Here is an 18,193-nt window from a genome sequence, read left to right as displayed (position 1 = left end):
CAGACCAACCGCTTTCTTCTTCTGACCTTTTAAAAAGGATGTCGCTATGAAGTTACGTTTCCCCGCACTTGGCTCTGTCGCACTGCTCTCCTCTTCTATACTGGCTTCCTCAATGATGCTGGCGTTCTCTGCTCATGCCGCATCAAATGATAAAAGCATTGTGATTTATAACGCTCAACATGAAAACCTGGTGAAATCCTGGGTTGATGGCTTTACCAAGGATACTGGCATCAAAGTCACCCTGCGTAATGGCGGGGATAGCGAGTTAGGTAACCAGTTGGTTCAGGAGGGTAGCGCATCGCCAGCAGATGTTTTCCTGACCGAGAACTCGCCAGCCATAGTGCTGGTTGATAATGCCAAACTGTTCGCACCACTGGATGCGGCGACACAAGCTCAGGTTGCTAAAGAGTACCGCCCTGAGCATGGCCGCTGGACCGGCATTGCCGCCCGTAGCACCGTGTTTGTCTATAATCCGGAAAAAATCAGCGAAGCGCAGCTGCCTAAATCCATTATGGATCTGGCTAAACCTGAGTGGAAAGGCCGCTGGGCAGCCTCACCATCCGGCGCAGATTTCCAGGCCATTGTCAGTGCTATGCTGGAGCTAAAAGGCGAAAAAGCGACGTTAGAGTGGCTCAAAGCCATGAAAACCAACTTTACCGCCTATAAAGGCAATAGCACCGTGATGAAAGCCGTGAATGCGGGACAAATCGATGGTGGGGTTATCTATCACTATTACCGCTTTGTTGATCAGGCAAAAACTGGCGAGAACAGCGGCAACACCAAGCTGCACTACTTCAAAAATGAAGATCCAGGCGCGTTTGTGAGTATCTCTGGCGGCGGCGTGTTAGCCTCTAGCAAGCATCAGAAAGAAGCACAAGAGTTCGTCAAATGGATCACCAGTAAATCCGGCCAGGATATCCTGCGCACCAACGATGCATTTGAGTATGCCGTCGGCGTTGATGCAGCTTCAAATCCTAAATTGGTGCCACTGAAAGATCTGCAAGCACCGAAAGTCGAACCATCCAAACTAAATAGCAAGAAAGTGGTTGAATTGATGACAGAAGCAGGCCTGCTGTAATAGAGTCAATCGACTGATTTTTTAGCCCGCCGCGTCTCTAGCCCGGCGGGCATTTAACATGCTGAGTGCCTTGACGATTATGGCCAATATAAGTACCGATGTTGCACCGGTTGCACTGAATAGGGCAGCAACACGGCAGTATAACCGCCGCCCAGGCTCTGGGATTGTGGCTATCGCGATTATGCTTTCGCTGCTATCCCTGCTGCCATTGGGGTTTGTTATCGGTATTGCCATCGATACTGGCTGGTCAACCGTCAAAGCACTGGTTTTTCGCCCTCGCGTGGGTGAACTCCTGATCAACACCGCGCTACTGGTGGTTTTTACCCTACCCCTTTGTACCATTATTGGTGTCGCACTGGCGTGGCTGACCGAACGCACCGCCCTACCCGGTAGGCGGATTTGGTCACTGCTGGCTATCGCGCCATTAGCAGTACCCGCGTTTGTGCAAAGTTATGCCTGGATTAGTCTGGTGCCCGCCATGCACGGGCTTGGCGCAGGAGTCTTTATCTCTGTTATCGCCTATTTTCCCTTTATCTACCTGCCCGCATCAGCGGTATTACGTCGTCTTGATCCCGGCCTTGAAGACGCCGCCGCGTCACTGGGCAGCCCCCCCACTGCGGTATTTTTTAAAGTGGTGCTACCACAGCTAAAACTAGCCATTTGGGGCGGTTCAATACTGATTGCACTACATTTATTGGCCGAATATGGGCTGTATGCCATGATCCGCTTCGATACCTTTACCACCGCCATTTTTGACCAGTTCCAGTCCACCTTTAATGGCCCGGCAGCTAATATGCTAGCCGGAGTGCTGGCACTATGTTGCCTGGGATTACTGTTAATTGAGGCCACCAGCCGCGGCTATAATCGCTATGCACGAGTCGGTTCCGGTAGCGCTAGAAGCCAAACCGCTTACGCTATGGGTTCGGCGCTCACCCTATTTTGCCTGTTATTGCCGCTGGTGCTCACCGCCCTCTCGCTGGGCGTGCCCTTTATCACTCTCGCCCGCTGGCTCTATATTGGTGGCATCGATGTGTGGCTGAATCCTGAATTGCTCCCTGCCTTGAAACAAACACTGGCATTAGCACTGAGTGGTGCGGTGATTATCACACTATGCGCCGTCCCAATGGCATGGTTATCAGTACGTTACCCAGGGCGTTTGCATCGGCTAATGGAGGGCTGTAATTATGTCACCAGCTCCCTGCCCGGTATCGTGGTCGCGCTGGCACTGGTGACCATCACTATCCGCATTGCACGCCCGCTGTATCAAACCGAATTCACTATTTTGCTGGCCTATTTATTGATGTTTACGCCACGGGCGTTGATCAGTTTGCGGGCCGGGATTGCCCAAGCGCCGGTTGAATTAGAAAACGTGGCGCGTAGCTTGGGCAAAACGCCGACTCAAGCCCTCTGGAGCACCACCATGCGCCTCGCGGCACCGGGGGCTGCCGCCGGAGCGGCATTGGTGTTCCTCGCCATCTCCAATGAGTTAACCGCCACGCTATTACTGGCTCCCAATGGCACCCGCACACTAGCAACAGGTTTCTGGGCATTGACCAGCGAAATCGATTATGTTGCAGCATCACCTTATGCACTGCTGATGGTGGCGCTTTCCCTGCCGCTAACCTGGCTGCTTTATTCTCAATCTCAACGTACGGCAGGACTATGAGCACGCTTGAACTTCAGCAAATCGGCAAGTCTTATCAATCGGTTACCGTGTTAGATCGCATTGACTTACAGGTTACCTCGGGTAGTCGCACCGCCATTGTCGGCCCTTCTGGCTCAGGCAAAACCACACTGCTGCGAATCATTGCCGGTTTCGAAACGCCCGATCACGGCACAGTTATCCTGCAAGGGGAACCGCTATTTGATAGCCAAACTCAAGTACCCGCACATAAAAGAGGAATTGGTTTTGTCCCGCAAGATGGTGCGCTGTTCCCACACTTCACCGTGGCGGGCAACATCGGTTATGGGCTAAAAGGCACCCGGCAGGAGAAAACACGCCGGATTGATGAGTTGATGGAGATGGTCGCGCTAGACCGCAGATTGTCCCAACTTTGGCCCCATGAGATCTCCGGTGGGCAACAACAGCGGGTAGCTCTCGCCAGAGCACTCGCGCAGCGCCCGGTGCTGATGCTGCTGGATGAGCCATTTTCTGCGCTGGATACCGCATTGCGCGCCTCAACCCGCAAAGCGGTCGCCGAACTACTGGCACAGGCGAATATTGCCTCTATTTTAGTGACCCATGATCAAACTGAAGCGCTGTCATTTGCCGATCAGGTTGCGGTCATGCGCGCCGGTAAACTGGCCCATGTTGGCCCGCCACAAGAGCTTTACCTGCGGCCGATTGATGAACCGACAGCGACCTTTCTGGGGGAAACACTGATTCTTTCTGCCAATATCGCCAACGGATGGGCCGATTGTGCATTGGGTCGGGTCAAGGTTGACGATGCAAAACGCCATGGCCTGACGCGGATTATGTTGCGCCCCGAGCAAATTACCATCACTCCACTGCCCGCCGATCATCACTACCCGACTCACTGCCTGGCGAAAATTACCAATATTGATTTTGCCGGCTTTATCTCGACAGTCACATTATATCTCGTCGCTAGCGAAGAGAGTGTCGAGATCAAAACTATCAGTCGAGAAGGTATTCGTATCGGCTCAATGGTTGACCTGACGATTATTGGTCAGGCGCATCTCTTTAGTGATTAAAAGTGCTGATTAAAGTGCTAACTCACCTGCTGAGGGTAGATGTTCAGCCAGCAGGTCGCAGTTGACGCCGCAGTTGCCGGTATTCCAGCAAGGTCAACACAATCACCACCGCATCCAGAATGGTTATCAAAATCAGCAGTGGCGAGTGGGTAAAGGTATAGCGATAGAGTTGATAAACAATAAATAAGCTAAAAATCACCATGGCCATGGGGTAATAACCCAACTTCTTGCGCCATAATCCAATAATGATCCACAGCTTAATTACGCCATGGGCCACCAGATAAAAAGCAGCGAAATGTAAACTGCTGATAGAGAGACTTTGTGCGGCATGCAGCAAATAATTAGCCACGACATCCCCACGCTCTTCGATAAACTCAACTTGCGTAATGCGATGCAGCAAATTCAGTAAAAATTGCGGCGTGATAAAATACGTTAAAATACCGGCGATGATCTCCAGGGCCGCCAGTATGGCTTTTAGCAGCAGACTGATTTCAAAAACAGCATGGATACTCTTTTCCCCAAAGAGATTATTACGCTCAAATCGGTTTCTCATATTCAACATCGCGCTGATTCCCTGCGTGGTAATACAATGAAGAGTAGAGATAGAGAATAGCAGTTTACGAGGGATGGGTTAACTCACCGGAAAGTCAGCGATTAAATCAAACACAGCGGGGAGAGTAACAGATGCCCCCTGCAACTTCAGGGGGCATCGGCACTAAAGCGAGTTACTGCGCATCTTTACCGTAATTAGGTGAACGCGGCCCGTAGAGAATACCGTTAGGCGTTCCGGCGGTCAGCATACGTGCACTGGTAACACCGGCAATATCATGGCTACGATCAGTGAGTGTGTTGCTGATCTGAGTTACCGCAGCTTGAACCAACATGCCGATGACACCACCAGAGGAGTTATCGCCTTCATTGCTGGATGCAGTCGCACTGCCGCTCCACAACAATTTGCCGCTTCTCAAATCAACCAGTTTGGCATTCGCCGTAACCCGAGTATCACTGGTGATGACCTGATAAGAGGTGCCGTATTGCACCACGGTGATGTACAACACCGCATCTGCACCAAAGATTTTATGCAGTTTGGCTGGGCTGGCAGCACTGATGTCGCCCGCATTTGTCATGCCATTTTGCTTAAATGTCTCTTCCACTACAGCCACTGGCAGCACGTAATAGCCCGCTTCAGATAATGGGTAAGTGACCTGAGACAACATACCATGGCTGGCAGCCACTTCTGGCGATTGGTTCTGTGGCAGCAGCACCAAAATACTTTTTGGTTTGCTTTGCTTAAATGCAGAGTAGTCCTGCTGTACCGGCTTGGCACAGCCAGTCAACAGCAGTGCCATCATGACTGCGCATATTGCGAAAATAGATCTCATTTAAACGCCCCTTTATCCTTGCTCATCAAAAAATCCATAAACGGAGCAGACTCAGGGAATGCCGTTTTCTCGGTATTAAATTCAGCCATCGCTAAATCTGTATGCCCGGTATTGCCATACAGCATACCCAAATGAGCATGTAAGCCCGGAGGGACTGGCATGTTCTTCGCACGTGATTTTTCGATATTCTCTTTTAAAGCAGCAATTTGCTGTTCAGGGCTGGCATCAGATTTATAGTAATCATAAATCGTCGTTTGGTAGTTATCCCAGTTGTAAATAGGTTTCGGGGCCGTGGCACAACCCGCCAATACAGCGGCAGCCAGCAGCAGGGAGAGCTTTTTCACTAATTTCATGTTGCGGTATCCATACTCGTGATGAGGAATTATTTTGCTATTAATGTCTATTTCGCCGGTTGCCATGCACCCGATTCAATGCCAGCTACCAGATTGTTGACAGCTTCACGGATAGCTAAGTCCAGCACCTTGCCATTTAAGGTTGAGTCGTAACTTGCCGTCCCACCAAAACCGATCACTTCGCGGTTGGAGAGTTCATACTCACCAGCACCCTGTGAGGAGAAGACCACTTCAGAGGTCTTCACATTGACGATATTCAGATTGACTTTGGCGTAGGCAATCTGAGATTTACCCCGGCCCAAAATGCCAAATAGCTGACGATCGCCAGTCTCTTTGCGGCCAAACTCGGTCACATCGCCGGTCACGACATAGGTCGCACCTTTCAATTGCTGGTTTTGCCCTGAAATCGCCGCTTCTGTTTTCAGCTCTTCCATATTGGTGCGCTCTAATACGTTAAAGCGGCCAGTTTGTTGTAAGTGCGTCACCAGAATGGTTTTTGACTGGTTCCCCAAACGATCGACGCCATCGGAGAATATCCCGCTCATATAGCTTGAACGGTTGTCGAATTTACCCACAGAAATAGGGCTGCGGGGGCCGTTATATTGCGTGCCGTAAGAGGCAACTTTCGCCACTTCTAACGAACGGGAGGACTCAGAGGCGCATCCACTTAATAAGAACGCGGTTATTAACGTGGAAGCTAAAAATATTTTTTTCATCATAAAAGCAATATTCTCAATAAAAGATTAAACGCCATAACTGGAAGAAATAAATAGTGATAATTTTACTTAAGTTAAACTATCAGCCTATTAACTAACATAGAACGGTAATAATAACAAAGAGTTATTATTGATAAATACACATATAATTATCATTGATTTAAAAAGGATTTTCGCGAGCGAATAATAACAGATATAAAATACATTTTGAAATATTAAACCCAATCTATGTATCTAAATTTTACTTAAGGTTTAAAAACCGCATTTTATTTAAAGCGAAATTAGTTTATCACTTATTATTATCGTTGGTTATGCAATAAGCAATTGTATGGGTATAGTTATAATGGATGTTGTTTTTTCGTTACTGCGCCGCCTGAAAAACAAGATAATTAGCGGGTAGAATAATAAATTTCGGCTAATGCTGATAAATCGCCATCATTTGGATCAATACGTTAAATAAGTAACCTTGGGTGGCTGATGTCAGTACAATGCCAGTACTTTGAGTACCACCTTCCCCCACAGGAGTAACACCGTGTTCCACTACCCCGCCAGTTATACCCTTGATGAAGCCAGCGGCGAATACCACATTCAGTATCGCGACTTCCCTGAATTGGCCTCAGTGACCTACTCCCTGGAAGATATTGAGCTGGAAGCACAGGATGGCATTAAAAATGGCATCGCCGCAGAGATAGAAGAGCATCGCCCAGTCCCTGCTCCGTCGGCGCTGCAAGCTGGTGATATATCCGTCCACGTGCCAATTTTGGTGCGACTGAAAGCTGAATTGCACAATGCCATGCTCACCACCCATACCCGCAAAGCCGATATGGCTCGCAAGCTCGGTTTGAATGCGGCACAGATGGATCGCCTGTTGGATGTCTATTACGCCTCTAAAGTTGAAGCACTGGAGCAAGCCCTGTATCTACTGGGCTTTGAGGCAGATGTCGCGGTCAGAAAGATCAGTTGATGGCCTAACACGCCGTTAGGTGGCTTAAAATTCAGCCAACAAAGTAACAAATTGTTATCTATAGATAATTAAAAAAAACGTTAATAGCTTCACACTTCAATACATTGGCTAACAATATTTGCCATTTATGTGTGAAATTGTGATCTAATGCATAAAATTACAGTATTGTAAGTCTCTCCTTGTTGGGATTACATTAGCGCGATCCTATTTATCCATTTGATACTCAGCACAGCAATTGGGATCGTTACTGGCGAGGTAGCTCCAAGGGGAGTTGTTCAGTGAAATATTTCTTTATGGGTATCTCAATCATGTTGGTGGTTTGGATTGGCACCTTCATGATGATGGTCGAGTAAGATTGGCTCGAACCATCCACCATCTGACATCGTATAAAGGGCGCATTCGCGCCCTTTATCATTCTGATTTTTAGCTACTCATTTACCTGGCATCATTCTGCGCAATGTATCATCACGGCGAATATAGTGATGATAGAGAGCCGCCAGAACGTGAGCTCCAATCATAAAATAGCCCAAATTGGCGATTAGCTCGTGGGTCTGCTTAAGGTAGGATCGCGCTTCATCATTTTGTGTCACCCACTGCGGCACCTGCCAGCCCAGTAAAAACCAGGTTTTCCCGCCGTAAGCTTGCGCCAGTACGCCGAGTATCGGCAAGGATAAGAACAGCAGATACAGCCCCCAATGCAAAATATGAGCAGCTAACAGCTGCCAATCCGGTAATTTCGGGGTGATAGCGGGTGTCACATTTCGATGGCGCAACCAAAGGCGCATCAGCATCAATAGCCAGACAGAAATACCAAAATTAAAATGCAGGTTTTTCACTAATGTTCGATCTTCGTCAGGCACGCTGTCACTGAGCAACATGGCCGCATAGGTCAAAATCAGCATCAATAGGGTTAGCCAATGCAGGGTTATTTGGGGTAACGAATAGCGATCTCTCATAGCCGCCCACTCCAATATGTCACAATAAATTGATTCATTAATGATGAGTATGGTGTATCACAGCTGAAGAGAACATTAAGGTGTTATTTGCGTCATTCGGCAGAAGAGCACGGCTATTCTGACTGATCACCATGAGCAATCAGCCAGAATAGTGATTACATGGCTAAGTTACGCCGTTTCATCTGATGTCGGTTTACTTGGTTTCAGCAAGCCATCAGCGCGGAACATACTTTTAATGCCGCGCACCGCCTGACGGATCCGGTCTTGGTTCTCAATTAGCGCAAAACGAACATGGGTATCACCGTAATCGCCAAATCCAATCCCCGGCGAGACACAAACTTTCGCTTCAGAGAGCAGACGTTTAGCAAACTCGAGCGACCCTAAATGCGCGTATTGTTCTGGAATTTTAGCCCAAACATACATTGAGGCTTTCGGGTTTTCGACCATCCAACCCGCTTCATGCAGCCCGCGCACCAAAGCGTTACGGCGTTGGCGATACTGCTCGGCGATATCCCGCACACACTGCTGATCCCCCTCCAGCGCCGCAATAGCCGCAACCTGTAGTGGGGTAAAAGTGCCGTAATCGTGATAGCTCTTAATACGCGCCAGCGCATTGACCAGTTCAGGATTGCCCACCATAAAACCAATGCGCCAACCGGCCATATTGTAACTTTTGGATAGGGTGAAAAACTCAACCGCAATCTCTTTTGCGCCGGGAACTTGCATGATTGAGGGCGCTTTCCAGCCATCATAGACGATGTCGGCATAGGCCAGATCATGCACCACCAGCACATCATATTGCTTCGCCAGCGCCACCACCCGCTCAAAAAAGTCCAGCTCGACACACTGTGCCGTCGGGTTAGAGGGGAAGCCGAGGATCATCATTTTTGGTTTAGGAATGGTTTCGCGGATCGCGCGCTCTAGCTCACCAAAAAAATCAATGCCCTCGGTCAGTGGCACCGAACGCACTTGTGCACCAGCAATGACCGCACCATAAATATGAATCGGGTAGCTCGGGTTCGGTACTAGTACGGTATCACCGTGATCCAGTGTTGCCAGCATCAAATGCGCCAGCCCCTCTTTCGAGCCGATAGTGACAATCGCTTCGCTTTCCGGGTCAATCTCCACCTGGTAGCGATCGGCATACCAGCGGGAAATGGCCCTGCGTAGGCGGGGGATCCCACGGGAGGTTGAATAGCCGTGGGTGTCTTCACGTTGCGCAACACTGCACATTTTCTCAACGATATGTGGCGGTGTCGGGCCATCCGGATTACCCATACTGAAATCAATAATATCTTCACCACGACGGCGCGCCGCCATTTTTAACTCAGAGGTGATATTGAAAACATAAGGGGGAAGACGTTCAATTCGGGTAAAACGACGTTTGGAAGGGTATTCAGCCATAATTTCCTCGGGATACGTGAGCGCCCGGACCATCCGAGCGACGCAGACCAGCAAATGGTCTATTTATGAACATATCCCAGCGCCGCATAGGTGTCGAGTGGCGGCTCATAAATATCTCACTCATCGGAGAAGTGACTACGGCTGAAATTCGTGGTTAAGCATCCCCAAAACCCAATCATCACACCACTGCCCAGCCAACTGATAGTTATCCCGCAAAGTGCCCTCCAACTGAAAACCACAGCGCTCTAGCAGCCCCCGAGAAGCATGATTTCCCACCGTGACTGTTGCTTTCATTTTATGGAACAAACAGTGCTGGAAGCCAAACGCCAATACGGCCATTAGCGACTCTTTGGCAAAACCTTTGCCTTGATAAGAGGGCAACATGGCATAGCCCACCTCAGCTTGCTGTAATGGCGACCATTCAGCTAAAAATCCGGTCAATCCCACAGGTTGCCCGCTTCTCTTTTCGCGAATAACCAGGCAGAGCCAATGGTTGGCACTCTTTTCCCATGGCATCAGACGTGACTCAAACCGCGCACGAATCTCAGCTAAATCCATCGGATCAGCAATAAAACGCTGAATCTCCGGGTCTTGATATAGACGTAAAAACAGCGGCCAATCCTGCTCGTTAAGGCTATCGAGCAGCAGCCGTGGTGTTTTTAGTGAAATGGGAGAACGACTGAACATTTGAATCACAGGTGCCATTTTTCTCTCAAATTAAGATGTTAGCCAGAAAAAGAGGATCGAAAATTAAAGGGGAAATTTTGTCATAACCTCATCCCTTTATTCTTCTCCATTTTACTTGAATAATGTTTACTCCAAAGTAACAAAAAACAAACAAATGGTCAGTACCAGCCGACCCATGCCACCGCCTCAACCCTACAGCTATCGGAGAATCAGCATTATGGCTTCATTACAAATAGACGATATTCCCGCAGCAATCAAAGCGGTGAAACAGCAATTACGTCAGGCGCTACCGGATTACCAGCAGGTGTTTCAAGCCGTTGAAGAGAACATTCGCCAGCAAGTTACCGAAATTCGCCGCACTCTGGCGCAGGGTGAAAACCCCGTCCCACGCATTCATGCTGATGATATTATCAACGGCAAAGTGACTGATGAACAAAAAGCACAAATAAAGCAGCGGGGATGTTGTGCCATTCTTGGTGTTTTCCCGACAGAAAAAGCCGCCGCCTGGAACCGTGAAATCGGTAACTATCTGGATCGTAATAATTTTGTCGTGCGGCTGAAAAATGCCGCCGAAGATAATTACTTTGGCACTCTGGCTGCCAGCAAGCCACAAATTTACGGCATTTATTGGTCAACACCACAAGTTGAAGCTCGTCAGGATCAGCGCATGAATGCGGTACAGATATTCTTGAATAATCTGTGGCACACCGAGAGCAACGGCAAGCAGCATTTTGATGCTAACCGCGTCGTGACCTATGCTGACCGCACACGTCGCCGTCCGCCAAAATCCTCCTCTCTGGGCTTGTCACCCCATGTGGATGGCGGCTCCATTGAGCGCTGGCTGGATGAAAATTTCCGCCATGTCTATCGCCACGTATTCTCTGGTGAATGGCAGAAGTATGATCCATTCGCGGCAGAGGGCCGCCCAGAAGTGCGCGAGTTCCCGTCACCGGCGGTATGCTCGATGTTCCGCACCTTCCAGGGCTGGACCGCGCTGACACCTCAACGTACCCATGCGGGGACGTTAAACGTTATTCCAATCGCCAATGCCATGGCCTATATCTTGTTGCGGGCCATTCAGGATGATGTTGCCGACGATGACCTCTGTGGTGCCGCGCCAGGTCGTGCACTGTCAGCTTCCGAGCAGTGGCATCCTCTTTTAATCGAAGCGATTTCCCCTATTCCTGATTTGGAGGCGGGCGACACCGTATTTTGGCATTGCGATGTGATTCACTCAGTAGAAAATGAGCATAATGGTGAGTTTGACAGCAACGTGATGTACATCGCCGCCGCCCCATGGTGCGAAAAAAACGCCGCCTACTTGCCGCGCCAGTTAGCCAGCTTTATTGATGGCCGCTCGCCACCAGACTTCGCCGCCGATGATTTTGAAGTCGATTTCTCAGGCAGAGCGACGGCCGAAAACCTGACCCCGATAGGCAAGCAGCAACTGGGAATGACTGAATAATTGTATCCCGCCACTCTCCCTGCCGGAGCCTGACCTCCGGCAGCCCCCTCGATAGCACGGATAAAGTAGCAGTCAGCCGCCCTTTTCCTTATAGTTAGCCGCTTATTCACCTCAAGATCTGATTATCTTCGGCCTAAGATCCCAGGCCGTAGCCAAGAGAAAATTGCGTGCACCAGATATTTGAAATGCTACTGGCGGTGTTTGATCGCGCCGCGCTAATGCTAATTTGCCTGTTCTTCCTGACCCGCACCCGCCTGTTCCGTCAGTTGCTGCAAAAAGAGAAGCACACCCCGCTGGAACTGGCTGCCGTGACGGCAATTTTCTCGCTATTCGCAATTTTCGGTACTTATTCCGGTATTAATGTCGAAGGTTCGTTGGTCAATGTCCGTGTTATTGCCGTCATGTCTGGCGGAATTCTCTTTGGCCCATGGGTCGGGATCATTACCGGATTGATCGCCGGATCTCACCGCTACTTAATTGATATTGATGGTATTACCTCAGTTCCCTGCCTGATTACCAGTATTATTGCTGGCCTGATGTCGGGCTATATCAACCTGAAAGTGAAGAAAGAGCGGCAATGGCGGGTCGGTATTTTAGCGGGCATGATTTGCGAATCACTGACCATGCTATTGGTGGTCATCTGGGCCAAACCGACAGCATTAGGCATCGATATTGTCTCTAAAATTGCCATTCCGATGATTTTAGGGGCGGTGTGTATCGGGCTGATTGTGCTGCTAGTGCAGAGTGTTGAGGATGAAAAAGAGGTGATTGCGGCACGGCAGGCCAAACTCGCCCTGGATATCGCCAATAAAACCTTGCCCTATTTCCGCAATATTAATGGCGAATCCTTACGTAGCGTATGCGAAATTATTCGCAACGATATCAAGGCGGATGCAGTCGCTATCACCGATACCCAGAATATTTTGGCTTATGTGGGAGTCGGGGTCGAAACCTACGATATCGGCCATGAGATTATCAGTGATATCACCAAAGAGAGTATTCAGCGCGGTAAAATTACCATCCGCAATAACGATGAAGTTCACCGTACACCGCAAATTCACTCGCTGATTATTATCCCGTTATGGGAAAAAGGTGAAGTCACCGGTTCGCTGAAAATCTATTACTGCCATGCCCATAAAATCACCTATTCGCTGAAAGTCATGGCGGTGGGTTTATCGCAGATTATCTCAACACAAATTGAGGTTTCCCGCATCGAGCAACTGCGTGAAATGGCGAATAAAGCGGAAATGCGCGCACTGCAAAGCAAAATTAACCCGCACTTCTTATTTAATGCTTTGAATGCGATTTCGTCGTCAATCCGTATTAATCCAGACACCGCCCGTCAATTGATCATCAATTTATCTCGCTACTTGCGCTATAACCTTGAGCTGAATGATGAGCAAATCGATATCCGCAAAGAACTCCATCAAATTCAGGACTATATCGCCATTGAGCAGGCCCGGTTCGGCAGCAAGTTGACCGTGATTTATGATATTGACGACGATATTGCGCTGAAAATTCCTAGCCTACTGATTCAACCTTTGGTGGAAAATGCCATTGTGCATGGCATTCAGCCCTATCGTGGCAAAGGCGTGGTGGTCATTGCGGTCAAAGAGCATGGTGATCAAATTAAGATTTCAGTGAAAGATACCGGCAATGGTATTAATCCAGAAACCATTGAGCGCGTCGCTAATAATGAAATGCCGGGCAATAAAATCGGTTTACTGAATGTGCATCATCGGGTGAAATTACTCTATGGCGAGGGTTTACAGATCCGCCGCATGGAACCGGGCACCGAAATCTCTTTTTATATCAGCAAAAATGGCGGCAAAATCCATGCAGAACCCAGCATTTCAGCCGGAGTTTAACCCGTGAAAGCAATCATTGTTGAAGATGAGTTTCTGGCTCAGGAAGAGTTGAGCTACCTGATTCACCAGCACAGCCACATCACCATTGAGGCCACTTTTGACGATGGGTTGGATGTGCTTAAATATCTGCAAAATCATCAGGTTGATGCTATTTTTCTCGATATTAATATCCCGTCACTAGATGGCGTATTGCTGGCTCAGAACATCAGCAAATTTACCCATAAGCCCTATATTATCTTTATCACCGCCTATAAAGAGCATGCGGTTGAAGCATTTGAGATTGAAGCATTCGACTATATTTTGAAGCCCTACCATGAGTCACGTATCGTCACCATGCTGCAAAAGTTGGAAGCACTGCATCAGCGTGATGGTCAAAATAGAGAGCAAACTAGCAGCCCCACCCCCCGTGCAGCAGCGCATACCATCAATCTGATGAAAGACGAACGCATCATCGTCACTGACATCAATGATATCTACTATGCGGCGGCGCAGGAGAAGGTCACGCTGGTCTACACCCGCCGCGAAGAATTCATCATGCCGATGAATATCACTGAGTTTTGTAGCCGCTTGCCGGAGGAGTATTTCTTCCGCTGTCACCGCTCTTATTGCGTCAATTTAGCCAAAATCCGTGAAATCGTCCCTTGGTTTAACAACACTTACATCCTGCGGCTCAGTGAGTTGGACTTTGAAGTCCCGGTCAGCCGCAGCAAGATAAAAGAGTTTAGGCAACTGATGCGCCTTTAAATGCATTTCACTCCAGCTGGAGTGCAGCTCATTCCCCTTTCGATCTATAGCTATTAGCCCGCCCGTATACTGGTTTCATTCGGCGGGCTGATAACACCTCAACACAAGATTTCCGGTGCTCCATCAGCGCGTAACTTTTAGGCTTCCGACGCTATTTATCGCTATCAATAGCCATATTCGGGCCACATTGCATTGATGTTTAAGGAGTCCGGCATGAGCAGTAAACCGGTAAATCGTTGGCTAATCGTTGTAGGTACTATCATTGTTCAGATGGGTCTGGGCACAATCTATACTTGGAGCTTATTTAATCAGCCCTTGGGGGAGAAGTTCAGTTGGTCATTGGCGGCGGTAGCCACCACCTTCTCTATCACCAGTTTCTCTCTGGCTATTGCGACACTCTTCGCTGGCCGCCTGCAAGAGCGTATTGGTATCCGCAAGCTGACACTGATTTCCGGCATCATCCTCGGTTTGGGGTTGATTGCCAGCTCCTTTGCCACCTCGCTGGGGATGATCTATCTGCTGGCGGGGATTGTGGTTGGTTTTGCTGATGGCACCGCCTATATCACCACGCTGTCGAATCTGATTAAGTGGTTCCCGGAACGCAAGGGGCTGATTTCAGGTATCTCCGTCGGGGCATTTGGCACCGGTAGCCTGCTATTTAAATATGTGAATGCCAGCTTAATTGCCAATCAGGGCGTGTCATTGGCATTCTTCTACTGGGGCATTATTGTGATGCTATTGGTTGGGGCCGGCTCTCTCCTGCTGCGGGAGAAAGTGGCCACGCCACCCGTTGCCAACAGCCAGCCAACCGCTAACGCGGGGCGTGATTTTAGTGTTGGTGAGATGCTGGCGGTCAAAGAGTCCTACTTCCTGTTTATCATCTTCTTCACCGCCTGTATGAGTGGCCTATATCTGATTGGTATCGTGAAAGACTTAGGTGTGCAACTGGCAGGGATGGATTTAGCTACAGCGGCGAATACTGTTTCAGCTATCGCCATCTTTAACACCGCCGGACGAATTATTTTGGGGGCGCTATCAGATAAAGTGGGCCGCCTGCGGGTGATTAGTTTCACCTTGCTAGTCACCACCCTGGCGGTCTCCGTGTTGACCTTTGTGCCGCTAACTCACGCCCTATTCTTCCTGTGCGTTGGGGCCATTGCTTTCTGTTTCGGCGGCAATATCACTGTGTTCCCCGCCATCGTCGGCGACTTCTTTGGCCTGAAAAACCACAGCAAAAACTACGGGGTCATCTATCAGGGCTTTGGTTTGGGCGCATTGGCAGGTTCATTTATTGCCGCGCGGCTGGGGGGATATCACGCCACCTTTATCGTCATCGCGGTGCTATCAGTGCTCTCCTTGCTGCTGACTCTCATTATCAAGCCACCAAAAGGTGCCGCCACCGAGGCAGAAAGCACTATTCCCGCCCCTGCCGGCCCCACAGCCAGTAGCCATGCTTGATAACCATTGACTGAAAAAGGCCCTCATCACGAGTACAACTCGGCCAGAGTGTGCAAGGTATGGGGGTCTTTTTGTACCATTCTAATCAGCAAAATAGCCTGCTTATTTGGCTTAGCGCGGCCTTGCTCCCAGTTCTGGTAGGTTGCAGTTCCCGCCTGTAAATAGTGAGCAAACAGCGCTTGTGAAATATTCAAAGTCTCGCGAATGTGACGTAGCTCCTCAGAGGTCAGTGTTAGGCTACTTTCAGTTGAGACCTTGTGCGTTTTCAGTGTTTTTTTACCCGTATTGGCCTCTTCCCATGCACCCATTCCCTCAACCAACTCTGAAAATAAATCTCTTTTTTCCATATATTACCTCGATATATATCATTCAGATTTACGGCATTTAAGAAGATTACTAAGTATTTTCCGTTGTGCATTGGTTAAATCAGACATCTCACCTTTGCTATAAATGGCGAAGAGTAAAAATTGAAAACGCTCTACCCACCAATAATAAATGACTCTGACACCGCCACGTTTGCCTTTACCCGCTTTTGCATCACTGAATCGCATTTTGCGCAAACCGCCGGTCTGTTGGATAACATCCCCAGCAGTTGGATTATTCATTAACGTAATCTGCAAAGTTCTATATTTATCATCCGATAAATAGCCCACTCTAAAGCGCTCGAATGGCGGTAGTTCTATAAATACAGCATCCATTCTATCTCCTCGTCTATCCATAACCTTTCACATGACTATGCTCAACTTGAGTATAGTTTAAGTCGGCGGCATAAAAAAGCAGAGCCTTAGCTCTGCTTGAGGTTATTGACAAAGTGCCAGCGGCGGAGAGGGCAGGTAGATCGTAAAGACGACGTAAATCCATCCATGGAGGCTCGAACCGCGCCCTCCCTGGCGCGGACGCTTTACTCTTCTATCTGCCCTCACCTCTTGAGATCGAGTCGTCGAGATTTGTTATCAGTCTGAAGCAGATCCAAAGCTTTGCTTGCTTCAACGGGTAACACGAAAGCTAACACCCCTGCGGCTTCAAGGACAAAAGATACCCAAAGTCATTGGAGTTGCAGGTAGGCAGCAAGCGAACGCATCCCGATGAGCTGACCCAAGTCAGTGATTCGGGTAAGCGAGCGTAGCTAACACCCCTGCGGCTTCAAGGACAAAAGATACCCAAAGTCATTGGAGTTGCAGGTAGGCAGCAAGCGAACGCATCCCGATGAGCTGACCCAAGTCAGTGATTCGGGTAAGCGAGCGTAGCTAACACCCCTGCGGCTTCAAGGACAAAAGATACCCAAAGTCATTGGAGTTGCAGGTAGGCAGCAAGCGAACGCATCCCGATGAGCTGACCCAAGTCAGTGATTCGGGTAAGCGAGCGTAGCTAACACCCCTGCGGCTTCAAGGACGAAGGGTATGACCTAGCGTCTGGCGCAGATAAGCCCCCGCCCCCAATAATCCCGGCTGTTGATGGGTAATCATATAAACCGGAATGTCATGCAGGAAATCTTTGAAGCGGCCTTTATCTTCAAAAGCACCACGGAAACCGGAGGCTTTAAAGAACTCCATAAAGCGCGGCACGATACCGCCCGCGATATATACGCCGCCAAAGGTGCTGAGATTCAACGCCAAATTGCCGCCAAAACGCCCCATGATGACGCAGAACAGCGACAATGCGCGGCGACAGTCAGTGCAGCTATCCGCCAGCGCCCGCTCTGTCACATCTTTCGGTGCCAGATTCTCTGGCAGGCGGGCATCAGAGATAACGATCGCCCGATAGAGATTAACCAACCCCGGCCCAGAGAGTACCCGCTCGGCAGAGACATGGCCCAGTTCCTGACGCAATACCGCCAGGATCCGGTCCTCTTCTTCACTATTTGGCGCGAAATCGACATGCCCGCCCTCACTCGGCAGACTTATCCAGCGGCGATCGACATTAACTAAATGCGCCACCCCCAACCCAGTACCTGCACCATACACTGCTATCGGTTTACCCGGCTGGGGTGCAGTACCGCCAAATTGCAGCACATCTTGCTCGGACAGCACCGGGATTGCCATCGATACCGCGGTGAAATCATTGATCACTTCTAAATGATTCAGCCCCAAATTCTGCTTCATGGCGGCAATCGAAAATGCCCAAGTATGGTTGGTCATCGCCACCCAATCGTCAGTAATCGGGCAAGCAATGGCGATACAGGCATCGGTTATCGTCACGGTATGCTCTGACAAGTATTGCCGGATAACATCTTCCAAACTGTCGCATTCCAGCCCTGAATATGTTTTTGCTTGTGATATTTCGCCCGTCGCCACAGCGCAAAGCGCCAAACGGGCATTAGTGCCGCCAACGTCACCCACCAGGGCATAGCTCGTCATCAGAAACTTCTCCGTTACAGGGATGCTTAACTTCTACTTTTACCACTGT

At 49.3% G+C, this 18,193-nt stretch carries 19 protein-coding genes; 9 read left to right on the top strand and 10 right to left on the bottom strand.

Features of this window, described 5'->3' with window-relative positions; all coding sequences use genetic code 11:
* Positions 1-46 precede the first annotated feature (46 nt).
* The 3 genes from FFE93_RS06525 to FFE93_RS06515 all read left to right on the top strand — a co-directional run bounded on the left by FFE93_RS06525 (position 47) and on the right by FFE93_RS06515 (position 3,790).
* A complete protein-coding gene (locus tag FFE93_RS06525; protein ID WP_054873123.1) occupies positions 47-1,078 on the top strand; it encodes an iron ABC transporter substrate-binding protein in 1,032 nt (343 codons plus the stop codon).
* 79 nt (positions 1,079-1,157) lie between these two features.
* Positions 1,158-2,744, top strand: coding sequence for an ABC transporter permease (locus tag FFE93_RS06520; RefSeq protein WP_032898135.1), 1,587 nt, complete (start codon positions 1,158-1,160; stop codon positions 2,742-2,744).
* Entirely contained in the window at positions 2,741-3,790 is a 1,050-nt protein-coding gene (locus FFE93_RS06515; RefSeq protein WP_032898114.1) for an ABC transporter ATP-binding protein, read from the top strand. Before FFE93_RS06520 ends, FFE93_RS06515 begins: the two co-directional genes overlap by 4 nt.
* Before the next feature lie 43 nt (positions 3,791-3,833).
* On the opposite strand, the gene FFE93_RS06510 is transcribed toward FFE93_RS06515, so the two are convergent.
* The 4 genes from FFE93_RS06510 to FFE93_RS06495 form a co-directional block, all read right to left on the bottom strand.
* Positions 3,834-4,352 (bottom strand): DUF2127 domain-containing protein, encoded by a 519-nt coding sequence (locus tag FFE93_RS06510; protein ID WP_005275451.1) that lies wholly within the window; start codon positions 4,350-4,352, stop codon positions 3,834-3,836.
* A 163-nt stretch (positions 4,353-4,515) separates the two neighbouring features.
* Positions 4,516-5,172, bottom strand: a complete 657-nt coding sequence (locus FFE93_RS06505) for a DUF799 domain-containing protein (protein ID WP_032898113.1) — start codon at positions 5,170-5,172, stop codon at positions 4,516-4,518.
* The gene (locus tag FFE93_RS06500; RefSeq protein ID WP_005275447.1) at positions 5,169-5,525 is read right to left on the bottom strand and encodes a DUF4810 domain-containing protein; all 357 of its coding nucleotides are present in this window, start codon (positions 5,523-5,525) and stop codon (positions 5,169-5,171) included. Before FFE93_RS06500 ends, FFE93_RS06505 begins: the two co-directional genes overlap by 4 nt.
* A 47-nt stretch (positions 5,526-5,572) precedes the next feature.
* Positions 5,573-6,244, bottom strand: coding sequence for a CsgG/HfaB family protein (locus FFE93_RS06495; RefSeq protein WP_005275442.1), 672 nt, complete (start codon positions 6,242-6,244; stop codon positions 5,573-5,575).
* A 529-nt stretch (positions 6,245-6,773) separates the two neighbouring features.
* Between FFE93_RS06495 and FFE93_RS06490 the strand changes: the two genes are divergently transcribed.
* On the top strand, positions 6,774-7,205 hold the full coding sequence (locus FFE93_RS06490) for a hypothetical protein (protein WP_049600880.1): 432 nt from the start codon (positions 6,774-6,776) through the stop codon (positions 7,203-7,205).
* 278 nt (positions 7,206-7,483) lie between these two features.
* Positions 7,484-7,558, top strand: a complete 75-nt coding sequence (ypdK, locus tag FFE93_RS06485) for a membrane protein YpdK (protein ID WP_099460453.1) — start codon at positions 7,484-7,486, stop codon at positions 7,556-7,558.
* A 78-nt stretch (positions 7,559-7,636) separates the two neighbouring features.
* On the opposite strand, the gene FFE93_RS06480 is transcribed toward ypdK, so the two are convergent.
* From FFE93_RS06480 to FFE93_RS06470, 3 genes are all read right to left on the bottom strand, one after another.
* On the bottom strand, positions 7,637-8,161 hold the full coding sequence (locus FFE93_RS06480) for a cytochrome b (protein ID WP_099460445.1): 525 nt from the start codon (positions 8,159-8,161) through the stop codon (positions 7,637-7,639).
* 168 nt (positions 8,162-8,329) lie between these two features.
* A complete protein-coding gene (alaC, locus tag FFE93_RS06475) occupies positions 8,330-9,565 on the bottom strand; it encodes an alanine transaminase (RefSeq protein ID WP_138774923.1) in 1,236 nt (411 codons plus the stop codon).
* 135 nt (positions 9,566-9,700) lie between these two features.
* The gene (locus FFE93_RS06470; RefSeq protein ID WP_057647432.1) at positions 9,701-10,210 is read right to left on the bottom strand and encodes a GNAT family N-acetyltransferase; all 510 of its coding nucleotides are present in this window, start codon (positions 10,208-10,210) and stop codon (positions 9,701-9,703) included.
* A gap of 259 nt (positions 10,211-10,469) precedes the next feature.
* Here FFE93_RS06470 and FFE93_RS06465 point away from each other — a divergent pair, with 259 nt between their 5' ends.
* From FFE93_RS06465 to FFE93_RS06450, 4 genes are all read left to right on the top strand, one after another.
* Positions 10,470-11,717, top strand: coding sequence for a DUF1479 domain-containing protein (locus FFE93_RS06465; RefSeq protein WP_138774922.1), 1,248 nt, complete (start codon positions 10,470-10,472; stop codon positions 11,715-11,717).
* A gap of 167 nt (positions 11,718-11,884) precedes the next feature.
* A complete protein-coding gene (locus FFE93_RS06460) occupies positions 11,885-13,585 on the top strand; it encodes a sensor histidine kinase (protein ID WP_049600872.1) in 1,701 nt (566 codons plus the stop codon).
* A gap of 3 nt (positions 13,586-13,588) precedes the next feature.
* Positions 13,589-14,329 (top strand): LytR/AlgR family response regulator transcription factor, encoded by a 741-nt coding sequence (locus tag FFE93_RS06455; protein ID WP_005275421.1) that lies wholly within the window; start codon positions 13,589-13,591, stop codon positions 14,327-14,329.
* A 213-nt stretch (positions 14,330-14,542) separates the two neighbouring features.
* Positions 14,543-15,787 (top strand): OFA family MFS transporter, encoded by a 1,245-nt coding sequence (locus FFE93_RS06450; RefSeq protein ID WP_032898112.1) that lies wholly within the window; start codon positions 14,543-14,545, stop codon positions 15,785-15,787.
* Between the two features lie 26 nt (positions 15,788-15,813).
* Here FFE93_RS06450 and FFE93_RS06445 read toward each other — a convergent pair whose 3' ends face one another.
* The 3 genes from FFE93_RS06445 to glk all read right to left on the bottom strand — a co-directional run bounded on the left by FFE93_RS06445 (position 15,814) and on the right by glk (position 18,144).
* Positions 15,814-16,134, bottom strand: coding sequence for a helix-turn-helix domain-containing protein (locus FFE93_RS06445; RefSeq protein WP_138774921.1), 321 nt, complete (start codon positions 16,132-16,134; stop codon positions 15,814-15,816).
* An 18-nt stretch (positions 16,135-16,152) separates the two neighbouring features.
* Positions 16,153-16,485: a toxin gene (locus FFE93_RS06440; protein WP_049600866.1), complete on the bottom strand. Its 333-nt coding sequence runs from the start codon at positions 16,483-16,485 to the stop codon at positions 16,153-16,155.
* Positions 16,486-17,172: 687 nt separating this feature from the next.
* Positions 17,173-18,144 carry a glucokinase gene (gene glk / locus FFE93_RS06435; protein WP_054873126.1) on the bottom strand — a complete coding sequence of 324 codons (972 nt, stop codon included), beginning with the start codon at positions 18,142-18,144 and terminating at the stop codon, positions 17,173-17,175.
* Positions 18,145-18,193 lie beyond the last annotated feature (49 nt).

This window comes from Yersinia sp. KBS0713 (assembly GCF_005937895.2).
In the GTDB taxonomy this organism is placed as follows: Bacteria; Pseudomonadota; Gammaproteobacteria; order Enterobacterales; family Enterobacteriaceae; genus Yersinia; species Yersinia bercovieri.
This window is presented reverse-complemented; position numbering and strand designations above follow the sequence as displayed.

Coding starts and splice junctions, on each gene's coding strand:
- FFE93_RS06495 (WP_005275442.1), bottom strand. CDS start 6,244: ATGATGAAAAAAATATTTTTAGCTTCCACGTTAATAACCGCGTTCTTA.
- FFE93_RS06510 (WP_005275451.1), bottom strand. CDS start 4,352: ATGTTGAATATGAGAAACCGATTTGAGCGTAATAATCTCTTTGGGGAA.
- FFE93_RS06520 (WP_032898135.1), top strand. CDS start 1,158: ATGGCCAATATAAGTACCGATGTTGCACCGGTTGCACTGAATAGGGCA.
- FFE93_RS06440 (WP_049600866.1), bottom strand. CDS start 16,485: ATGGATGCTGTATTTATAGAACTACCGCCATTCGAGCGCTTTAGAGTG.
- FFE93_RS06480 (WP_099460445.1), bottom strand. CDS start 8,161: ATGAGAGATCGCTATTCGTTACCCCAAATAACCCTGCATTGGCTAACC.
- FFE93_RS06465 (WP_138774922.1), top strand. CDS start 10,470: ATGGCTTCATTACAAATAGACGATATTCCCGCAGCAATCAAAGCGGTG.
- FFE93_RS06500 (WP_005275447.1), bottom strand. CDS start 5,525: ATGAAATTAGTGAAAAAGCTCTCCCTGCTGCTGGCTGCCGCTGTATTG.
- alaC (WP_138774923.1), bottom strand. CDS start 9,565: ATGGCTGAATACCCTTCCAAACGTCGTTTTACCCGAATTGAACGTCTT.
- FFE93_RS06445 (WP_138774921.1), bottom strand. CDS start 16,134: ATGGAAAAAAGAGATTTATTTTCAGAGTTGGTTGAGGGAATGGGTGCA.
- FFE93_RS06515 (WP_032898114.1), top strand. CDS start 2,741: ATGAGCACGCTTGAACTTCAGCAAATCGGCAAGTCTTATCAATCGGTT.
- FFE93_RS06525 (WP_054873123.1), top strand. CDS start 47: ATGAAGTTACGTTTCCCCGCACTTGGCTCTGTCGCACTGCTCTCCTCT.
- glk (WP_054873126.1), bottom strand. CDS start 18,144: ATGACGAGCTATGCCCTGGTGGGTGACGTTGGCGGCACTAATGCCCGT.
- FFE93_RS06450 (WP_032898112.1), top strand. CDS start 14,543: ATGAGCAGTAAACCGGTAAATCGTTGGCTAATCGTTGTAGGTACTATC.
- FFE93_RS06505 (WP_032898113.1), bottom strand. CDS start 5,172: ATGAGATCTATTTTCGCAATATGCGCAGTCATGATGGCACTGCTGTTG.